15 protein-coding genes are annotated in these 18,638 nt (G+C 42.5%); 4 read left to right on the top strand and 11 right to left on the bottom strand.

The annotated features are described in order from the left end of the window. Window positions 1-8: 8 nt before the first annotated feature. Window positions 9-1,160, top strand: a complete 1,152-nt coding sequence (locus tag VQ643_RS07015; RefSeq protein ID WP_414198745.1) for an acyl-CoA dehydrogenase family protein — start codon at window positions 9-11, stop codon at window positions 1,158-1,160. Between the two features lie 407 nt (window positions 1,161-1,567). Here VQ643_RS07015 and VQ643_RS07010 read toward each other — a convergent pair whose 3' ends face one another. The 5 genes from VQ643_RS07010 to cysM all read right to left on the bottom strand — a co-directional run bounded on the left by VQ643_RS07010 (window position 1,568) and on the right by cysM (window position 7,515). Then, the gene (locus VQ643_RS07010) at window positions 1,568-2,107 is read right to left on the bottom strand and encodes a DUF2058 domain-containing protein (RefSeq protein ID WP_414198744.1); all 540 of its coding nucleotides are present in this window, start codon (window positions 2,105-2,107) and stop codon (window positions 1,568-1,570) included. Window positions 2,108-2,145: 38 nt separating this feature from the next. After that, a complete protein-coding gene (mazG, locus tag VQ643_RS07005) occupies window positions 2,146-2,937 on the bottom strand; it encodes a nucleoside triphosphate pyrophosphohydrolase (RefSeq protein WP_414198838.1) in 792 nt (263 codons plus the stop codon). 31 nt (window positions 2,938-2,968) lie between these two features. Beyond that, window positions 2,969-5,209 (bottom strand): GTP diphosphokinase, encoded by a 2,241-nt coding sequence (relA, locus tag VQ643_RS07000; RefSeq protein ID WP_414198743.1) that lies wholly within the window; start codon window positions 5,207-5,209, stop codon window positions 2,969-2,971. 62 nt (window positions 5,210-5,271) lie between these two features. Further along, window positions 5,272-6,621, bottom strand: a complete 1,350-nt coding sequence (gene rlmD, locus VQ643_RS06995; protein WP_414198741.1) for a 23S rRNA (uracil(1939)-C(5))-methyltransferase RlmD — start codon at window positions 6,619-6,621, stop codon at window positions 5,272-5,274. A gap of 3 nt (window positions 6,622-6,624) precedes the next feature. Then, window positions 6,625-7,515, bottom strand: a complete 891-nt coding sequence (cysM, locus tag VQ643_RS06990; RefSeq protein ID WP_414198837.1) for a cysteine synthase CysM — start codon at window positions 7,513-7,515, stop codon at window positions 6,625-6,627. A 151-nt stretch (window positions 7,516-7,666) separates the two neighbouring features. On the opposite strand from cysM, the gene VQ643_RS06985 reads away from it, so the two are divergent. After that, entirely contained in the window at window positions 7,667-10,441 is a 2,775-nt protein-coding gene (locus VQ643_RS06985) for an ATP-binding protein (protein ID WP_414198739.1), read from the top strand. On the opposite strand, the gene VQ643_RS06980 is transcribed toward VQ643_RS06985, so the two are convergent. Beyond that, a complete protein-coding gene (locus tag VQ643_RS06980; RefSeq protein ID WP_414198737.1) occupies window positions 10,442-11,266 on the bottom strand; it encodes a hypothetical protein in 825 nt (274 codons plus the stop codon). Window positions 11,267-11,936: 670 nt separating this feature from the next. Here VQ643_RS06980 and VQ643_RS06975 point away from each other — a divergent pair. Continuing rightward, window positions 11,937-12,416 (top strand): hypothetical protein, encoded by a 480-nt coding sequence (locus VQ643_RS06975; protein WP_414198736.1) that lies wholly within the window; start codon window positions 11,937-11,939, stop codon window positions 12,414-12,416. A 69-nt stretch (window positions 12,417-12,485) separates the two neighbouring features. Here the strand turns inward: VQ643_RS06975 and hutG are convergent, their stop codons facing one another. The 3 genes from hutG to VQ643_RS06960 all read right to left on the bottom strand — a co-directional run bounded on the left by hutG (window position 12,486) and on the right by VQ643_RS06960 (window position 15,618). Next, on the bottom strand, window positions 12,486-13,289 hold the full coding sequence (gene hutG, locus VQ643_RS06970; protein ID WP_414198735.1) for an N-formylglutamate deformylase: 804 nt from the start codon (window positions 13,287-13,289) through the stop codon (window positions 12,486-12,488). A gap of 13 nt (window positions 13,290-13,302) precedes the next feature. Beyond that, complete coding sequence (locus VQ643_RS06965) at window positions 13,303-14,133, bottom strand: carbon-nitrogen hydrolase family protein (RefSeq protein WP_414198734.1); 831 nt, start codon at window positions 14,131-14,133, stop codon at window positions 13,303-13,305. A gap of 75 nt (window positions 14,134-14,208) precedes the next feature. Beyond that, the gene (locus tag VQ643_RS06960) at window positions 14,209-15,618 is read right to left on the bottom strand and encodes a hypothetical protein (RefSeq protein ID WP_414198732.1); all 1,410 of its coding nucleotides are present in this window, start codon (window positions 15,616-15,618) and stop codon (window positions 14,209-14,211) included. Between the two features lie 361 nt (window positions 15,619-15,979). Between VQ643_RS06960 and VQ643_RS06955 the strand changes: the two genes are divergently transcribed. Next, window positions 15,980-16,930, top strand: coding sequence for a LysR family transcriptional regulator (locus tag VQ643_RS06955; protein WP_414198730.1), 951 nt, complete (start codon window positions 15,980-15,982; stop codon window positions 16,928-16,930). Window positions 16,931-16,965: 35 nt separating this feature from the next. Here the strand turns inward: VQ643_RS06955 and VQ643_RS06950 are convergent, their stop codons facing one another. Together VQ643_RS06950 and VQ643_RS06945 are read right to left on the bottom strand one after the other, a co-directional pair. Beyond that, entirely contained in the window at window positions 16,966-17,772 is an 807-nt protein-coding gene (locus VQ643_RS06950; protein ID WP_414198729.1) for an outer membrane protein OmpK, read from the bottom strand. Window positions 17,773-18,246: 474 nt separating this feature from the next. Next, window positions 18,247-18,558 carry a hypothetical protein gene (locus tag VQ643_RS06945; protein ID WP_414198728.1) on the bottom strand — a complete coding sequence of 104 codons (312 nt, stop codon included), beginning with the start codon at window positions 18,556-18,558 and terminating at the stop codon, window positions 18,247-18,249. Window positions 18,559-18,638: the final 80 nt, after the last annotated feature.

Raw genomic sequence — 18,638 nt, 5'->3', positions numbered from 1 at the left:
GCTAAATCATGCACGATATTTTACTCACCGAAGAACAAAAAATGATTCGCGATATGGCACGTGACTTTGCCAAAAGCGAACTCGCACCCAATGCTGAGAAGTGGGAAAAAGAAGGCTGGTTAGATCAAGCCGTGCTGGCACAAATGGGTGAACTCGGCTTTTTAGGCATGACAGTACCTGAAGAATGGGGTGGCTCTTACATTGACTACGTTGCCTACGCTTTAGCTGTTGAAGAAATTGCCTCCGGCTGTGCAGCAACAGGGGCTGTTATGAGTATTCATAACTCTGTTGGCTGCTCGCCTATTCTTAACTACGGCAGCCAGACACAAAAAGAACAATGGTTACCTGATTTAGCCGCAGGCAAAATTATTACCTGCTTCTGCCTTACAGAACCCCAAGCTGGTTCTGAAGCCAATAACCTACGCACACGCGCTGTAGAGGATGGCGACTCTTGGCTAATTAATGGCTCAAAACAGTTTATTAGCAATGCCAAACGCGCGGGTTTAGCTATTGTTTTTGCTATCACTGATCCTGAATTGGGCAAAAAAGGCTTATCTGCCTTTTTAGTGCCAACTGATAATCCAGGTTTCCAAGTAGATGCTGTTGAAAAGAAACTTGGCCTAAAAGCCTCTGATACCTGTGCGGTTTCTTTGGTTGACTGCCGTATTCCTAAAGAAAATATGTTAGGACCTCGCGGTAAAGGCTTAGCCATTGCGTTATCAAACCTTGAGGGCGGGCGTATTGGTATTGGTGCACAAGCTTTAGGTATTGCCAAAGCAGCGTTTGAAAAAGCACTGGCATATTCACGTGAACGTATCCAGTTTGGCAAGCCAATTGCTGAACACCAAAGTGTTGCCAATATGCTAGCGGATATGCACACACGCATGAATGCCGCGCGTTTGCTGATTATGCATGCAGCGCAGTTACGCAGCCAAGGCCAAAGCTGTCTATCCGAAGCTTCTCAGGCTAAACTTTTTGCTTCAGAAGTGGCTGAGTACGTTTGCTCTAAGGCAATACAAATCCATGGCGGTTACGGCTACCTTGAAGACTATGGTGTTGAACGCCATTATCGCGATGCACGCATCACCCAAATCTACGAAGGTACTAGCGAAATCCAGCGTATGGTTATCGCCCGCGAACTTGTCCATTATCCGCTATAAATAAAACAGCTAGCCATTGCATCAAGTGGCTAGCTATCTTCAAAATTATCTTAGCCCAACACACTGACTAAATTTAAAAATCAATCCCCTTATCACACTTATTCACATAAATTTTGTAAGGGTATTAAGTAATATGATGTAAGCCAAGACTTACAAACACTTTCAAATAAATATAACCATTTGTTTTATATGCCTTTATTTTAAGCTCTCTTTGCTACTTATTTTGTAGTACAAAAAAACACTATTGCGCTTTTTTTTAGAGCTTGTAATCTGTAATTGTGCTAAGGGGTAGCACGCACTAGAAGGACCTAGTGTGCGAGGACATCACGGGGGTGATGGCGTCGGGAAGACCAGCAGGAAGCTGAAAGGCGGGGCTTATGCCCCGCCTGTTAATTTATAATACCTAATTACCACATCAAGTCATCTGGAATCTGATAAGCCGCATACGGATCATCTTCATCTGGTTTTTCATCTGGTGCACTAAGCAAAACTATCCTATGGGCTTCGCGCTCTTGAATTTTTAATGCTACATCACGTGGAATAATTTCATAACCACCGGCATGACTTACAATAGCTAAGGTGCCGCGACTGAGTTTATCGCGCATCATGGTATTCACGGCGATACGTTTTACCTTTCCATGATCAACGAAGTTAAAGTAATCATCACTCTCTAGTTTTGGCAAACGCGAACCTTCAATTAATTGCTTAATTTGCGCCTTGATAGCTTTCTTCTGCGCTTTTTCTTGCTGTTCACGATTTAACGCTTGATCGCGTGCTTGCTTTTGCGCTTGTGCTTGCTGCGCTGCATTGCGTTGCGAATCATCTGCATCGGCTTGGTTTTTCTTCACCAAACGATCTTGTTTCTTTTGTGAGCGCTCAGCCTGTTTAACTTGTTTTTCATTAACCAAGCCCGCTTTTAATAATTGGTCACGCAGAGAAAGACTCATATTCAAAAACCATCTACAAAACGAATAACAATAAAACCTTAGGCTTTATTTTCCTGTAATTTTGCTTGATCCCATAAAGCATCAAGTTCTTCTAGTGTTGCGCTTTGCAAAGCCTTACCAGCGGCTTGCATGTGTTGCTCAATAAAACGGAAGCGACGCTCAAACTTTTGATTGGTCTGCCGTAATGCTTGGTCAGGATCAATCTTTAAATGACGCGCTAAGTTAGTTACAACAAACAGTAAATCACCCAATTCAGCTTGCATATCTGTATAGACGCCTGATGCAATTGCCTCTTGTAGCTCTTGCGTTTCTTCGGCGAGTTTAGCAAAAATAGGCTCCGTTTGTTGCCAGTCAAAACCCACACTAGCCGCACGTTTTTGCAATTTTATGGCACGTGTCATAGAGGGTAATGCATTAGGCACATCATCCAATAGCGACAACTGCTCAGGTTGAGTACTTTGCTCTGCCCTTTCTTGCGCTTTAATTTCTTCCCATCGCTGCTTAATAGCGCTTTCTGCTAAGCGTGGAACACCAGTTGATCCATACAAGTCGCCATCTGGAAATACATGAGGATGGCGCCGAATTAACTTGCGTGTAATGTTATCGACAATGCTCGAGAAATCAAAGTTATGCTGCTCTTTACCTAACTGGGCGTAATACACCACCTGAAATAGCAAATCCCCAAGCTCGCTAGGGAGATGCGCAAAATCTTCACGCTCAATGGCATCTACTACCTCATAAACTTCTTCTAAGGTATGCGGTACTATGCTGGCAAAGCTCTGCTCAATATCCCACGGGCAGCCATGTTCTGGATCACGCAGACGTTGCATTAAATACAGTAAGTCTTCTAGCTGGTAACTTCTAGGATGCACGATGACGCCTCACTTCAATCACGTTAGGCACCCCCGAAATACGCCCTAATAGACGTCCTAATACCGACAACGTAGGTACTTCAATGGTGAAATTCATGCTTACGGTATTTTCTTCTTTGTTAGTGCGGGTATCCATAGCGACGACGTTTAGCTTTTCATTAAGCAATACTTGCGTCACATCGCGTATAAAACCCGGGCGATCAAAGCCATGCAAAACAATTTCAACAGGATAGGTATTCACTGGTGCACTGCCCCAAGATACTTGTATCATACGCTCTGGCTCTTTTTCTGCTAGCGTTAACGCATTTGAGCAGTCTTGACGATGAATGGTAACCCCTCGCCCTAGAGTTATGTAGCCGACAATCGCATCACCTGGTAATGGTGCACAGCATTTTGCAATCTGCGTTAGTAGATTGCCGACACCGTTAATACGCACTTCATCATGCGATGCTGTTTTTTGACTTGGCTTACGTGGAATCAGCTCAGTGTTTGCATTACGCTCCACAGGTTCGGTCATTTGTTGCGCAATGCCCACTGCGTGCGATAACCGCACATCCCCAGCACCTAAGGCCGCAAATAAATCTTCTAATGAATGAACATTACAGCGCTCTGCCAACTTTTCATATTCAGTGAAGCCTATCGCTAGGCGTTGTAATTCACGTTCAAGCATTTGCTTGCCGGCCGCAACGTTTTGCTCACGCGCTTGCAGTTTAAACCAGTGAACAATTTTGGCCCGTGCACGAGTAGTATTAACAAAGCCTAAACTGGTGTTTAACCAATCTCGACTCGGGCCACCTTTACGCCCTGTAATAATTTCAACTTGCTCGCCTGTTTTGAGGTTATAGGTTAAAGGAACGATGCGCCCATTAATTTTCGCACCACGACAGCCGTGACCTATTTCCGTATGTACACGATAGGCAAAATCCAGCGGAGTGGAGCCCTTAGGAAGATCAATAGCATGGCCATCTGGAGTGAACACATAAACACGATCTGGTTCAATATCTACGCGGATCTGCTCCGCTAAGCCGCCCATATCGCCCAATTCTTCGTGCCATTCCAGCACTTGGCGAAGCCAGGCAATTTTGCCTTCATAATGGTCTGAATTGCTTTTAACGTCAGTACCTTTGTAACGCCAGTGTGCGCAAACCCCTAACTCTGCTTCCTCATGCATGGCATAAGTACGAATCTGCACTTCTACCACTTTACCTTCTGGCCCTATCACGGCTGTATGTAGCGAGCGATAGCCATTTTCTTTAGGGTTGGCAATGTAGTCATCAAATTCTTGAGGAATATGACGCCACATAGTGTGCACTATGCCCAATGCGGTATAGCAATCACGCACCTGTGGCACTAAAATACGTAAAGCACGTACATCATAAATTTCGCTAAATTGCAGATTTTTTTTCTTCATTTTGCGCCAGATAGAGTAAATATGTTTCACCCTACCTGTTACTTCTGCATCAATATGTGCTTCTTTAAGCTCGTTACGTAGCTGCTGCATTATGCTTTCAACATAATGTTGTCGGTCTATTCGACGCTCATGCAGCAAACCCGCAATATATTTGTATTGTTCTGGTTCAATGTAGCGGAAAGATAAATCTTCCAGTTCCCACTTAATATGTCCAATACCCAAACGGTGGGCTAATGGCGCGTAAATATCAAAAACTTCACGGGCTACCTTATATCGCCGTTCAGGGTCAGCCTCTTTCACTGCTCGAATAGCACAGGTACGTTCTGCAATTTTTAACAAGGCTACGCGCACATCATCAATCAGCGTAACCAACATTTTACGCAGGTTTTCAACCTGAGCTTGTGCATTAAGTACAACAGAATCATGGGGCAAAATACTGGCGCTAATAACGGCCATTTGTAAAACGCCTTGCACTAGCTTTGCCACTTCTTCACCAAAAGAATCAGTAACATCACTCAGGCTAGCTTTTTCTTCACGCACAGAACGGTAAATAATAGCACTTACAAGTGTTGCTTGGTCCAGTTTGAGGTCTGCCAGTATCTGTGCCATTTCTAGCCCAGTACGTAAACTAGAAGTATCATTACTCCACACATGCTTAGCTACACCAGCTCGGCGCTCAGCCTCTTCAGCAAAGCGGCAGGCTTTTAGCAACTTATCACGATTAAGGCTTTTATCAATACTTAGAAGATGAGCAACCCAAGCCTCTAAATCAATACTTCCATCAGCCTTTACTGGTTGTTCAGCTCTTACTTGTACCATGGGGTATTACCTGTTCTGTTTTGCGCCCAAGTTAGTTACACATGGAGACAAACTTTTGGATTTCAAGTTCGCTCAAATAACGCCATTGCTTCAACATGCGCTGTTTGCGGGAACATATCCATTACAGCACAACGTATCATTTTGTAACCACACTGCTCCAACGCTGCAGCATCACGCGCCAAGGTTGCCGGATTACAAGACACATACACAATACGCTCTACGGCTAATTTAGCTAAATACTTGACCGTTTCCAGTGCGCCTTCACGTGGAGGATCGAGCAAAGCCCCAGCAAACTTTTGTTTTGCCCACGAGTGAGCTACAAGCGGCTGATTTAAATCAGCATGATAAAACTGTACATTGTTAAGTTGATTTGACTGCGCATTTTGCTTAGCTCTTTCTACCATCGCTGGTACACCTTCAACACCAACCACCTGAGCCACCTGCTTCGCCAAGGGTAGGGAAAAATTGCCTAAGCCACAAAACAGATCTAGTACATACTCATTTTTTTTAGGTGCTAACCAAGTGAGCGCTTGTTCAATCATTTGTTGATTGATTTGATCATTCACCTGAACGAAATCACCTGGACGCCAAGCTAAGGTTAGGTTCCAAGTGGGTAAGCTAAAACCTAAGGTTGACTCAGCTTTATCAGGATATGCTAGCCCTTGATCTTGCCACCACAATTGTAGGTTTTGCTGCTGAGCTAACTCACGTAACGCCACATAATCTTGCTCAGCTAATGGCGCAGTAAGACGAACTAATAGGGCAATATGAGTGCCACTAAATACTTCCACATGCCCAATTGAACGCGGTTTATAAAGCGCCTTTAAGCACTGCACAATAAAGGGAAAAACTTGTTGTAAATCATCTTGCAGTACCAAGCATTGCTCAACAGCAACTATGGCATTGCTAGCTGCTTGCCTAAAACCAACTTGCAACCCTTGCTTATCATCCCACTTCACGGCAATACGAGCACGTCGCCTATAAGCCCAGCTTGTACTTTCTAAGGATGGAGCCCATTCTTTTGGCTCAACACCGGCACGCTGTAATTGCTCAGCTAACCCTTTCTGTTTAAGCGATAATTGCTGTGCATTTGACATGTGTTGTAAGGTACAGCCACCACACTGGGAAAAATACTGACACTTAGGCACTTGCCGTAAAGGGCTGGCCTGTTCAATTTTCTCAGCATTGGCTTCAACTACTTTGCTACGCGCATTTAGTACCCGTGCCACTACTTGCTCATCAACCAAAGCCCCTGTAACAAACCATGTTTTACTTTCACAAAACGCAATACCTCGACCGTCATGCGATAAACGCTCGATTTTAAGGGTTTGCTTTTTACCAACAGGAATGGCAACTGGCTTTTCACCGCCAGCTGGCTGGAAGCGTAAATTTCGACCTTTATGGCGACTCATGTGTCACGCCTTACTAAATAAACCACTGGATAAGTAACGATCACCACGATCGCACACAATGGCGACTATTGTCGCATTTTCCAAGTGTTTCGATAAGCGCAGCATTGCCGCAACTGCACCACCTGATGACACACCACAAAAAATACCTTCCTCACGAGCTAAGCGGCGCATGGTTTGCTCTGCCTCTTGCTGACTCATATCAATAATCTGATCAACACGGCTATTATCAAAAATACTTGGCAAGTAGGCTTGAGGCCAGCGTCGAATTCCGGGAATAGCCGAGCCTTCCATAGGTTGCAGACCTACAATCTGCACAGCCGGATTTTGCTCTTTTAAATACTGAGAAACGCCCATAATAGTACCCGTTGTTCCCATAGCACTGACAAAATGGGTAATTTCCCCAGCCGTCTGCTGCCAAATTTCTGGTCCTGTACTATTGTAGTGGGCTAAAGGGTTATCATGATTTGAAAACTGATCTAACACCTTCCCTTTGCCTTGAGCCTGCATTTGTAAAGCTAAGTCACGGGCAGCTTCCATAGTTTCAACTAAAATAAGTTGTGCACCATAGGCTGCCATTGCATCTTTACGCTCTTGGGTTGAATTTTCCGGCATGATAAGCATCATACGATAGCCTTTAATAGCCGCTGCCATAGCTAAGGCAATTCCTGTATTACCTGAAGTAGCTTCAATCAGTGTGTCGCCTGTTGTTATTTGCCCACTGAGTTCTGCTCGCTCAATCATAGATAATGCGGGGCGATCTTTTACTGATCCAGCTGGGTTATTCCCTTCTAGTTTTACCAGTAAACTATTGCTTGTATGACCACCCATGCGCTGTAAACGCACTAAAGGTGTATTGCCAATGCAGTCTGCCAATGTTGAATAGCGCACAGTAATGCTCACTTATAAATGACCTTAGTCATTACATAATACTTGGGAAATCGCATTAGCTGATAAAACAGGAAGAACGTAGCATATAACTATATGCTATAAAGCTTCAAAGTAACCTATTCTATACTGAGTACTTAATTATTCTAGGAGCTACTCCGTGCTGCGCAAACTAAGCCTAAAAAGCAGTCTTCTCTTGCTTACCCTACTACCTTCGGGGCTGTTTGCGCTGATTCTCAGTATTGGCTTTAGCTGGATGCAGGTGCAAACCTCACAAGATCAACTTATTCAACGCGGGCAGCTAATTGCCCAGCAAATTGCTCGTATTAGCACAACATCATTGCAAAATGAAAACGTAACTGAGCTGCAAAATATTGCTCAGGAAACTATTGATTTAGAAGACGTACGCTTTGTCCGCTTTCGTGGTAGCAATGCCAAAGCTATTGCCAGTGCCGGCCCCTCTTTACGCTATACCGTACCACTGCCTAGTGTACAGCCTGTGCTTGAGCACAAAGATTTAAGCTCTATTTTAGTCATTCCTATTTTAGAGCAATCAACAGAACACTCCTCTACTGCCACGCCAGCACCTATTGGCTGGCTAGAGTTAGAGCTAAGCCATCAAAATACCTTGCTAAAAGGCTATAAACAAATGGCTATCAGTGTTTTACTGATTTTACTTGGCTTAACTATTACTGCTATTTGGGCCTTACGCCTGTCGAACACAGTGAACCAGCCGTTAGAAACTGTCTTAAAAGGAATTCGACGCATTAAAGAAGGTGACTTTGATACGCCTATTCAACGCACTCTTAGCTTTGAAATCAATCAACTTATTGATGGCATCAACCAAATGGCGCAGACCATCAAATTAAGTCATGAAGAACTGCAAAGTAGCATTGACCAAGCTACAGATGATATTCAACAAACACTAGAAACCTTAGAGTTTCAAAACGTTGAGTTGGACTTAGCGCGTAAAGATGCCTTAGAAGCCAGTAAAACTAAATCTGAATTTTTAGCCAACATGAGCCATGAAATTCGTACACCGCTCAACGGTATTATTGGTTTTACTCAATTACTCGGGAAAACTGAACTCACCCCTAATCAGCGCGAGCAGCTAAATACTATTTATGCTTCGGCTGAAAACTTATTAGGCATTATTAACGAAGTATTAGACTTTTCACGCATTGAAGCTGGCAAATTGATTTTAGAAAATATGCCCTTTAACCTGCGCGATTTAATTCAAGAAGTCATTACGTTATTAGCCCCTTCAGCACACTCAAAACATTTAGAGCTTTACAGCCTTATTTACCACGACACGCCTAGTAATTTTATGGGTGACCCGCAACGGTTAAAACAAGTGCTCACGAACCTGATTGGTAACGCCATCAAATTCACCCTCCATGGTAGTGTGATGGTCAAGGTCATGATGGAGGATGAAACTGATAACAAAGTGCTTTTACGTATCAATATTAAAGATACAGGCATAGGAATCGCTGAGGAAGATATTGATAAGCTATTTAACGCCTTTACCCAGCTTGATCATAGCACTAGTCGTAAAGCCTCTGGTACGGGACTGGGGTTAAGTATTTCTAAACGTATTATTGAGCAAATGAAAGGTGAAATTGGCGTAACCAGTAAATTAGGCCAAGGCTCTGAGTTCTGGTTAGTACTTTCATTAGAAAAAGCCTATAGCCAATTTAATACCCCTGTTGTTTTAGATGAGCTACAAGGCTTACATGCAGCTACCTTTGAAGAAACACCATTAGGCAGCAAAGTACTTACCCATACACTACAAGACTGTGGCTTAATTGGTGAGAACTTTACTGACGTTGAATCCTTATACGCCACTGTTGAAAAACGCAAAAACACCACTCAAGCTTTTTCTTTTGCGTTTTTAAATGTACGTTTAGCGCAATACCGACCTGAAGAGATTCTCCCTTGGTTAACGACATTAGCCGATCTGAATGTTATACCTATTCTTATTTGTAATAGTTTAGAGCTCACATATTACCAAAAAGCCTTACCTGATTTTTATGAGCAGATGCTTGCGCGTCCTGTATGCTATCGTAAATTACAAAAAATATGCGTTAATCTTATTAATAAAAATGACCATATTCCTAATGTTCCTACACTTGCTAACACTGTAGTTTCTGAATCAAATACCTCGGCTTTGCGTATTTTATGTGTAGATGACAACCCAGCTAATTTACTCTTAATTAAAACTCTACTGGAAGATTTAAATATTGAAGTATTCACTGCACAAAATGGTTTTAGTGCCGTGGATATTGTGCAGAATGAAACCTTAGATCTCGTATTTATGGATATTCAAATGCCTGAAATGGATGGGCAGGAAACAACTGAAAAAATACGTGCATGGGAGCAGCAAAATAATAAAACAAGTTCACTGCCTATTATTGCTGTTACTGCTCATGCCTTGCCACATGAGCGAGCAGCTCTATTGCAAAACGGCCTTTGTGATTATTTAAGTAAGCCTATTAATGAACAAGTGCTTATTCAAATGATTACTAAGTGGACAGGCATTCAACTTACCAACAATGTGTTTTTACCTGAAAGAAGCCTAACCACACCAACAATAGCAGTGAATACTCTAGCGGTGTTAGATAATGAGGAAGCCGTACGCCTAACCAATGGAAAGCAAAATTTAGCAAATGACTTGCTCAAGCTACTGTTAGATTCCTTGCCAGCTGATAAAGAATTTATTCAACAAGCACGGGCTGAGGCTAATACGTCAAAACTACTAGAGCGTGTACATCGCCTACATGGTGCTACACGCTACTGTGGTGTACCTCAATTACGCCACTACTGTAATGAAACTGAAACTGCACTTAAATCAAACTCACCTAATATTGCACTATTATTGGACGAGTTAGAGCATGCTATTGACCGTTTACTCATTGTAGCAGCCAGCGAAAGCTAATTACTTAGTACCTAAGCGCCGATTAATTTGTGCTCGAAACGCATCAAACTCCTGCTGGCTAACCCCAGCAGCCGTATTTTTACTTTCCAGTTCTGTACGTAATATCAATACATCCTGTTTAAGATTACGCATATCTTCCTGTAAAGTTTTATTGCCTACACTCGCTGCTAATTTGCCATCTAAGGTTTTTAAACGCTGTTCAAAACTAGCGAGCGTTTTATTCCATTCTTGCTGTTGTTGTTTATTATTGTTGGTTAACTCAGCATATTTTTGTGCTAGTTCGTTAAGCATCTCATGTTGTTTTTTTTGTTGTTCGATTTGATCCTTGTGCGCGCTCTGTAAAAGCAGCCCGTTTTTTTGTAGCTCTTGGTTATCCGCCAGCGACTGCTTTAAATCATGCTGCAGTTGGTATATAGCACTTTCGAGTTGGGCTTTGTGCTCTTGCTGCTTTTGTAAGTCTAATGCCATGTCTGACAAGCTTTGCTTAAAGGCTTTATTTTCTGCCGAAGAGCTACTTTCTGCCGCACTAACTAAGCCTGATATTTTCTGTAAACGCCCATCTGCCAGCTCAGTAATTTGCGCAAAACTGTTTTGAGTGGCCACTAGCTGATCAGACAATAATTTAATTTGCTGAAAGCTCCACCAACTGACGCCTACTAAGGCAATAAACACAACAACCAGTAGCGCCCACAGCGGTGCCGTTGCAACCTTTTTAATCTCTTGTTTTTTAATGTTTTTCTGCTGACGTTCAGTAAGATGTAGCGCATCTTCTGGAGACAAGGTGATCGAAGGCAGTTGGTTTTCATCAATATCAGAGGTAGACATAAAAAAGACTCAATGCAAAATAACAAAAATGACTGGGCTGGTTTAACACAACATTCGCTATATACATTAATACAAGACAGGCACCCAAGCCAAAAGTGCACAATTAGATGTAAATACCAAGCACTTAAACAATCCTGTGATATTAACTAGCTGTATAGTCTAAGTCTTTGCAATACACAACCTGGGGTAAAGCCCTAGCGCTGTTTCCTTGCAGACATACACACTTAAGCTAAATATTCACGAAGGCTAATAGAACAGCATTTATACAGCTACCACAACCTGCTCATCTATTCTTTTATCTAGACTCATGAATTGGCCAACGCCTATCTCTTAAGTAAGTTAGATCTTCTCACCTACCAGCAGCAACGCTTATTTTTCTCATTCAATCTAAGATCTTCACCACAAAACAGACGCATAACTTATGCTAAGTTAACTACACTAACTAGCACTATAGTCTGATACTTTGCAAATGCTAATTTAACCAGAAGCACTTTATCCAAACGACGAATAGCTGGTTTCCCATTCACTTTCTATAATCAGCTATAACTAATGTACTTAGCTATACCTATAAGATACGTAGGTTTTGAGGTATGACCACTAGGATTCTGCCAACTCAGTTTGCAAGAGCGGTCCTAAACCTATTTGATAATTGCGTAACAAGGAACGAATTATGCAAGGCAAAGGTTTACTGTCAATCTGCCTCCCCTTAACCTTAATTGCGTTTTGGATTGGTTACTTTTCGCCCCTCTCTTATTTAGAAACGTTAGCTATGCAGCTTAACCTAGTGGGCGTTCATGTTTTTCCTTTAATTCTTTCATCCATTACATCAATGGTTGTTGCTATAGTTTACAGCTTAAAAAATAACGAAACATTGGGCTATCGCCGCCATGGCGCATTACGTCTACTGTTGTCTGGCATTTTGTTAATGTTATGTGCCTATGTCGCACCTTTTGTGACTTATATGTACAACAGCCAGTTTCTATCACGTCTGCCACTGGGGCTTATGCAACAAAATTTGAAATTAGATATTTATCTTAGCTTGTTTTTTAGCATGACCTTTATTTTAGGCAGTGTTGGTATTTACTTCTTAATTAGTGTGCTACGTAACCTTAATACTAAACGCAATATAAGCACCCTAAACGAAGTCTAAACATCCCCTATTAAACTGCCTCCAAAAGCCTGTTTAACTTTGCTAGGCAGTTTAATAAAGGCGCTCGCTTTAAGCACTGCGAGCAAAACGTATGGCAGCCTCTAATAAACGGGTAATTAATGGCTGTATTTGCTCTGCTTTGTCTGGCAGATAAGCAAAGGCTTGCTCATCCATATAGCATGATTGAGCCATTTCCAACTGCACCGCATGTATCCCCATTTCAGGTTGCCCATAATGACGCGTAATGTAACCACCTTTAAAACGCCCATTGACAACATGAGTAAACGGCTGACTTGCTGCTAAGTTGGACAACTCCTGCATTAAACCTAGATCACAAGTTCTACCACCGTCTGTACCAAAGTTTAAATCTGGTAGTTTACCCTCAAAAAAACGTGGCACATGAGAGCGTATTGAGTGCGCATCCCACAAAACAGCACAACCAAATAGCGATTTTAAGCGTTGCAATTCACGCTCTATCTGCTGATGATACGGCTGCCAAAATAGCTGTTTGCGCTGCTCTATTTCGGCCTCTGATGGTGCCTTACCTGATTGATAAATAGGCTCGTCATGAAAGGTATCTACAGGGCACAGGCCAGGCACACTTTGACCAGGATAAAGACTAGCGTTATTCGGTGGTCGATTCATATCCACCACATAGCGCGAGTAGTTCGCTTGCAAAATAGAAGCTCCCAGCGCCTTAGCATGCTCATATAAACATGGAATATGCCAGTCTGTATCAGCTAGCACTAAACCTTGTGCTGTAAAGCCGGCTGCAATATCTGCTGGTACCTGTGTCCCTGAATGCGGCATTGAAATTAAAAGAGGCTCTGTACCTTGATGAAATTCAAATACAGGCAGGTCCTTAGTTAACATAACATTTACTCTCTTATACCTTATCGCTTACAGGATACAAGTCATGACGACGATGCTCCCAAGCAGGTAGTTTTTCACGCAAACTTGCTACTCGAGCGGGATCAATATCCGCACAGATGTAACCCGTCTCATCTGGCATACAGGCAAGCACTGTGCCCCATGGATCAATAATCATGCTACGGCCTAAACACGGCATTGCCGGCCCTGGCCCACCAATTTGCGCGGCGGCTAGCACATAGCACTGGTTTTCAATAGCTCTGGCGCGCAATAGCACTTCCCAATGGTCACGCCCTGTATGCACATTAAAGGCAGCAGGAACTACCAATACATTGGCACCTTGGGCGCGTAAGGCTCGAAATAGCTCAGCAAAACGTAAGTCATAACAAATACTGAGCCCTAGCTTTAAGTCGCCAACCTGTACGGTTTGCAAATGCTCACCATGGAAAAAATCAGCGGATTCTTTATAAGGCAAGCCATTAACTACAGCGTCATACAAATGTACTTTGCTGTACTTTGCAGCGATTTCTCCCATTGGGGAAAAGGTTAAGCTTGTGTTGCCTAAGCGATGATCACGCTTCGTTTTTTCATGCATGGAGCCAAGATGAATCCAACAGCCTGTACGCTTTGCTAAACTGGCGATGTGCTCAGTCACCACGCCTGGAATAAAACTAGCATTGTCTTGCAAGCACCGCGCATCGCCGCGCACATCACTGTACTCTGGTGTAATAATAAGTTGCGCACCATCATTGGCTGCGGCTAGTACCCAGCGCTCGATTTGCTCAAGGTTTTGCTCTCGGTCCGTAGCGCTATTTAACTGAATTAGAGCAACGCGAGTGGTTTTCATAGGTGATCCTTATTAGGTTGCTTAAACTGTAAGGCACTAGGCGATATGTATGCCTAGCACCTAATTTTTATGGCGTTAGGCTAAAATCATAAACAGCCCAGCAAACATAATGAGATTGACAATCATCACTGCCCAGCCGTTATAGAGCATGTATTTCAGCTGCGTTGAACGCGCTAAACCCATTTGTCCAAACATGTCTGATGAAGGGAAAGGTCCAAACCAATCAATTTGCGAACTACCCAAGATAACCGCAGTAGTAGCAGCTGGGCTAACGCCTGCTGCAGCTAAGAAAGGTCCAAAAATTTTCGCAGTAAAGGTCATCTGTGCAACCGCAGCCCCTGGGATATGCCCAACCACGTTGAAGGCCACAATGAGCATACACAGTGCAGCACCACTTAAGCCAATCAAGTACGGCTGTACAACTTCCAGCAAGGTGTTATAGGCATTGAGTTGATCAACCAAAACCAGCACAGGGTTGAATAACCAGAATAAGAAGAATAGCCAAATAAGTTTGCCCGAACCGGCATACATGGCCTCTAAGATAGCGCGTGGTGATAAGCCGCCTGCTAGTCCTGTAGTAGTGCCTAACGCCAACATCACAATAATAGCGAATGCAAAACCAGCCTTAGCCATAATGCCTAGGGTAGCTAGGATCACAATAGTCAAGCAAAACGCCCAAGCAGCGCGTACAGACAGCTTAGACATTGGCTTATCCAATTGCGCTGCCGCCTGCCCTAAAGCAGCTTCTTCATACTGAAAGTGAGGCTCAGTTATTTTTTGAATTCGACCTGACATAAACCACCCTGTTAGTAGAGTAGCCGCTGCCATAGGTAAGCCTGCAACCATTAAATACTCAACATAGCTCAAGCCAGTTAAACCTGTAACAGTTACCACATTAGGTGTGAAAGGTCCGAGAATTAAGCCAACTGAGCCTGCACTTTGAAATAAAGCAGCCACTGTAGGAGGAGTAATGCGTACGGCAGCCGCAATAGGAATAACTACAGCCGCAATAATGGCATTACCACCTGATAAGGTACCTAATGCACCACAAATTAATGTTGAAGCTATCATGATACCCAAACGCACACGCACACTATTGGATAAGCCCACCTGCTTAACCACGGCACGTACTAGCTGCTCTGCTGCACCTGTTCTAGCGGCAACCTCGCCTACACCTGCGCCGAGAACAATAATCAGCCCAACCACCGCAATAAATGAGCCTAAAGACTCTGCTAGTAGTTTCCCCATCTCAACGGGGGTGGTGCTGGTCATAATAGCGCCAAGCACAATAGCGCCTATGGTTGCTAAAACAATATCAACGCCTAATAAAGCCACCACCGCAAAGATAATTACAGGTGTTAAACCTAGCAAAGAAGCTTGCCCAGGAATCATAAAGTGCATATACAGCGCAATGGCTAAACCCACTAAAAAAATAGCTATGGCTGCATTACGCTTGCCAGTTGGCATTGGTTGAATCAATGTCATATTTATCCCCTTGATCACTTGTATCATGATCTCATTGGCGTAATTTCTAAGCAGTAATACGCTTTTTATCCACGGAAGTACTGGCACAGACTAAAGAATGCAATCCTTTTTACTACATTGGCACGCTTTACTAGATCACTGGCTTATTTTGCGTGTTGCTGTATTTATTTTTTGTAACACCCTTTTTTGTAGTTCATTTTCATTTGCACTTAAACTTACTACTCACTTGTCAGGCCGTTCTAACAAGTGCTGCAATCTTTGCTATGCCTAAGTCGTAGTTCACTCATTACGAGTCGACAATTTATTATTAGCAAGCGATGATCTATATTAAAAATCGTTTATTTTTATTGATTAATCACATATGACAATTAATAGGCTTACCAAAAACATCACTTTGAGGCACCTAAATGCCTTTGTGGCCGTCGCACAAGAAGGCAGTTTTACACGTGCTGCGCATCGTTTATGTCAAACCCAATCATCCATTACGGGGTTAATCCAACAGTTAGAAACTGCCTTGGGAACCACCCTCTTATCACGCACCAGCCGACGTGTCTCATTGACCTCTATCGGGCAGGAATTCTTGCCTCGCGTGATTCGCTTACTGGCCGATTTTGATAATGCAGTAGGTAATGTGCTGCGATTTAGTGAGCAAAAAGAGGGGCAGGTAAAAGTCGCTGCCGCGCTTTCTGCGATTAATGGATTAATTGCTCCAGCCGCGCGTTCCTACAGCCAAAAATATCCTAATGTTAGGCTTAATATTTGCGATGATAGCGCAGAGAAAATTCAAAATTTGGTGGCAAAAGGCGAGGTAGACTTTGGTCTTACCAGCCGCTGGGCTGATGTTTATGGGCTCGAATGCGAGCCTTTAGTCGAAGATCAATTTGGCATTTTATACCGTTTAGAGGATCCATCTATTCAATTAAATAGTGACCATAGCATCAGCCTTGCTCAACTTAAGGGGCAACGCTTTGTTGGGGTTACAGGCGAAACTGGGATTATGGCTGTCCTTAGCGCCAGAGCAGATCTTCCTTTAGAAGCTTCTACTCCCTTTTATGAAGCCTCGAGCACAGCTGCTCAATCTTCCATGATTGAGAACGGTTTAGGCATTGCATTATTGCCTGCGTTAATTGCCCATCGTGTGCGCACGCCCAAATTAGGTTTTGCATTATTAAATGATGTACAAATGCTGCGCTCATTATGCTTAATTACCCATCAAGATCATCCCTTATCCCCTGCCGCTGCTGGCTTGGCCAGTGAGATTCGGCAATACCTTAAAAAAGCGTCATTACCTCAAGGTTGCCGCACGCTATAGCAAAAAGCCCAAACAGTATTTGGGCTTTTTGCTTATTAGAAGTGGTACTTCACTAAGGCACTATAGGTATTTTGGTCTGTTCTAAAACCCTTGCTGTCTTTGATGCCATACTTATTTTTCCAGTAGTCATATTCAAAGCCCACATAAAGATGTTTAGCTTCATAGCCTAACGCCTTGCCAAGGTCATATTTAACCTGTGGGTTGATATGCAAGTTAGCGTGGTAATCATTTTGATGGTACGCTGAGCTACGCTTAGCCGTTTTATTATTGACAACCCAATCAATATAACCATCAATTAATATATCTGAATTACCCACAGGAATGGTCACAGCCCATACAGGTGTAACCTGAATAGCACCTGCTGGTACTTTATTACTGTCCGATTTACGGTAATACAGATTCAACTGAAAATAATCAAAACCTGGAATAGCTAAGTCAACACCAGGACCAATCAAATAGTTATGTTGGCGGTTTTCACCAAACTCGTAGGTAGTGGCAAGCAATACATCTTGCACAATACCAAATGAAAAATCTTTACCTGTTATTTTTCCTAAAGAAAAGCGCGGTGTAAACTCACCATAATAAGTACTTTTACCTAAGTTAGCGTCTTTTTCATTTTTGTAATGAATACTATCTAGAAAGAAGAAAACATCCCCCCACGACCAGCCACTTGCATGCTCAAAAGTAGCTGTATATTGACGGTGAGGATTCACTTTATAGTGTTTGCCTGCTAATAACGTCAGGCTTTCATTGTGCCATTGCAATGGGCTTTCATCAGCATGGGCTATTGCGCTTAACGCGACAGCGCCAGCAGCTAAGCAAGCGGTCAGTAAGGTTTTCAAAGGTGGCTCCTAAGTGGCAGAACGCACAAGCTCTAATGGCTATTTGCGTATGAGATACAAGTCGCATATTTTACACACCTTAGACTAAATGTCGCTTAGAAAAATATACCTTAGAAACACACAACTTTTTACTTAACATCAATCATTAGAAGCGCTTATCTACAAATAAGTATAAGCGCCAGCTAGTCTTCATACCTTCTAGCTCTCCCACTAAAACCTATGGCGTTAATGTGCTTAATTATCTAACCATATTAGGAATTTTTAATTTTCTTAACTAGTGCACGGGCAAACAGCCAGTTATTCTAAGTTAGGCTTAAAATTTGTATAAATCCTTTCTCAAAAACAAGATAAACAGGATCACTGTAGTTGCTATTTTTATTATCGCTACAGCCAATGGCTAATCGATTTCCATTAATAAAATTAAGACTTTTTAATTCCAACATCCTTATTCAGATTTCACTATTTTCAACATCATCAATAACTGCTTTGGCATTCCATCATAACTTGAACAATAGTTCGCGTGAGTTTTTCTTTATCTTGTGCTGAAGCTAAACCACGATCAATACGCTCCATTTCTTCTAAGCTAATTTGCTTTTTCATATGATTAAATGTGCACTGGCAAAAAGCTTGATTATTACGTCCCTTAGTGCAGCCTTCCATATAATCTTTTTCATAAGCGGAATAACCATCATTCTGGGATGCATTTAAGTTAGACCCTTGGGAGCTTTCACTATCAGAGCAACCTACTAATGCTAATAAAAAAATAGATAAAATAACATTTTTCATAAATAGTCCTTATTTATATTTTTACGCCACTAATTAACTAGTGGCGTAAACATTTTCACATAGCATCATTTGTTTTTACA

Source organism: Pseudomonas sp. F1_0610, from assembly GCF_047470865.1.
Lineage (GTDB): Bacteria > Pseudomonadota > Gammaproteobacteria > Pseudomonadales > Pseudomonadaceae > JAZDRH01.
The sequence above is the reverse complement of the archived record's forward strand: the minus strand, read 5'-3'. Positions and strand labels throughout refer to the sequence as shown.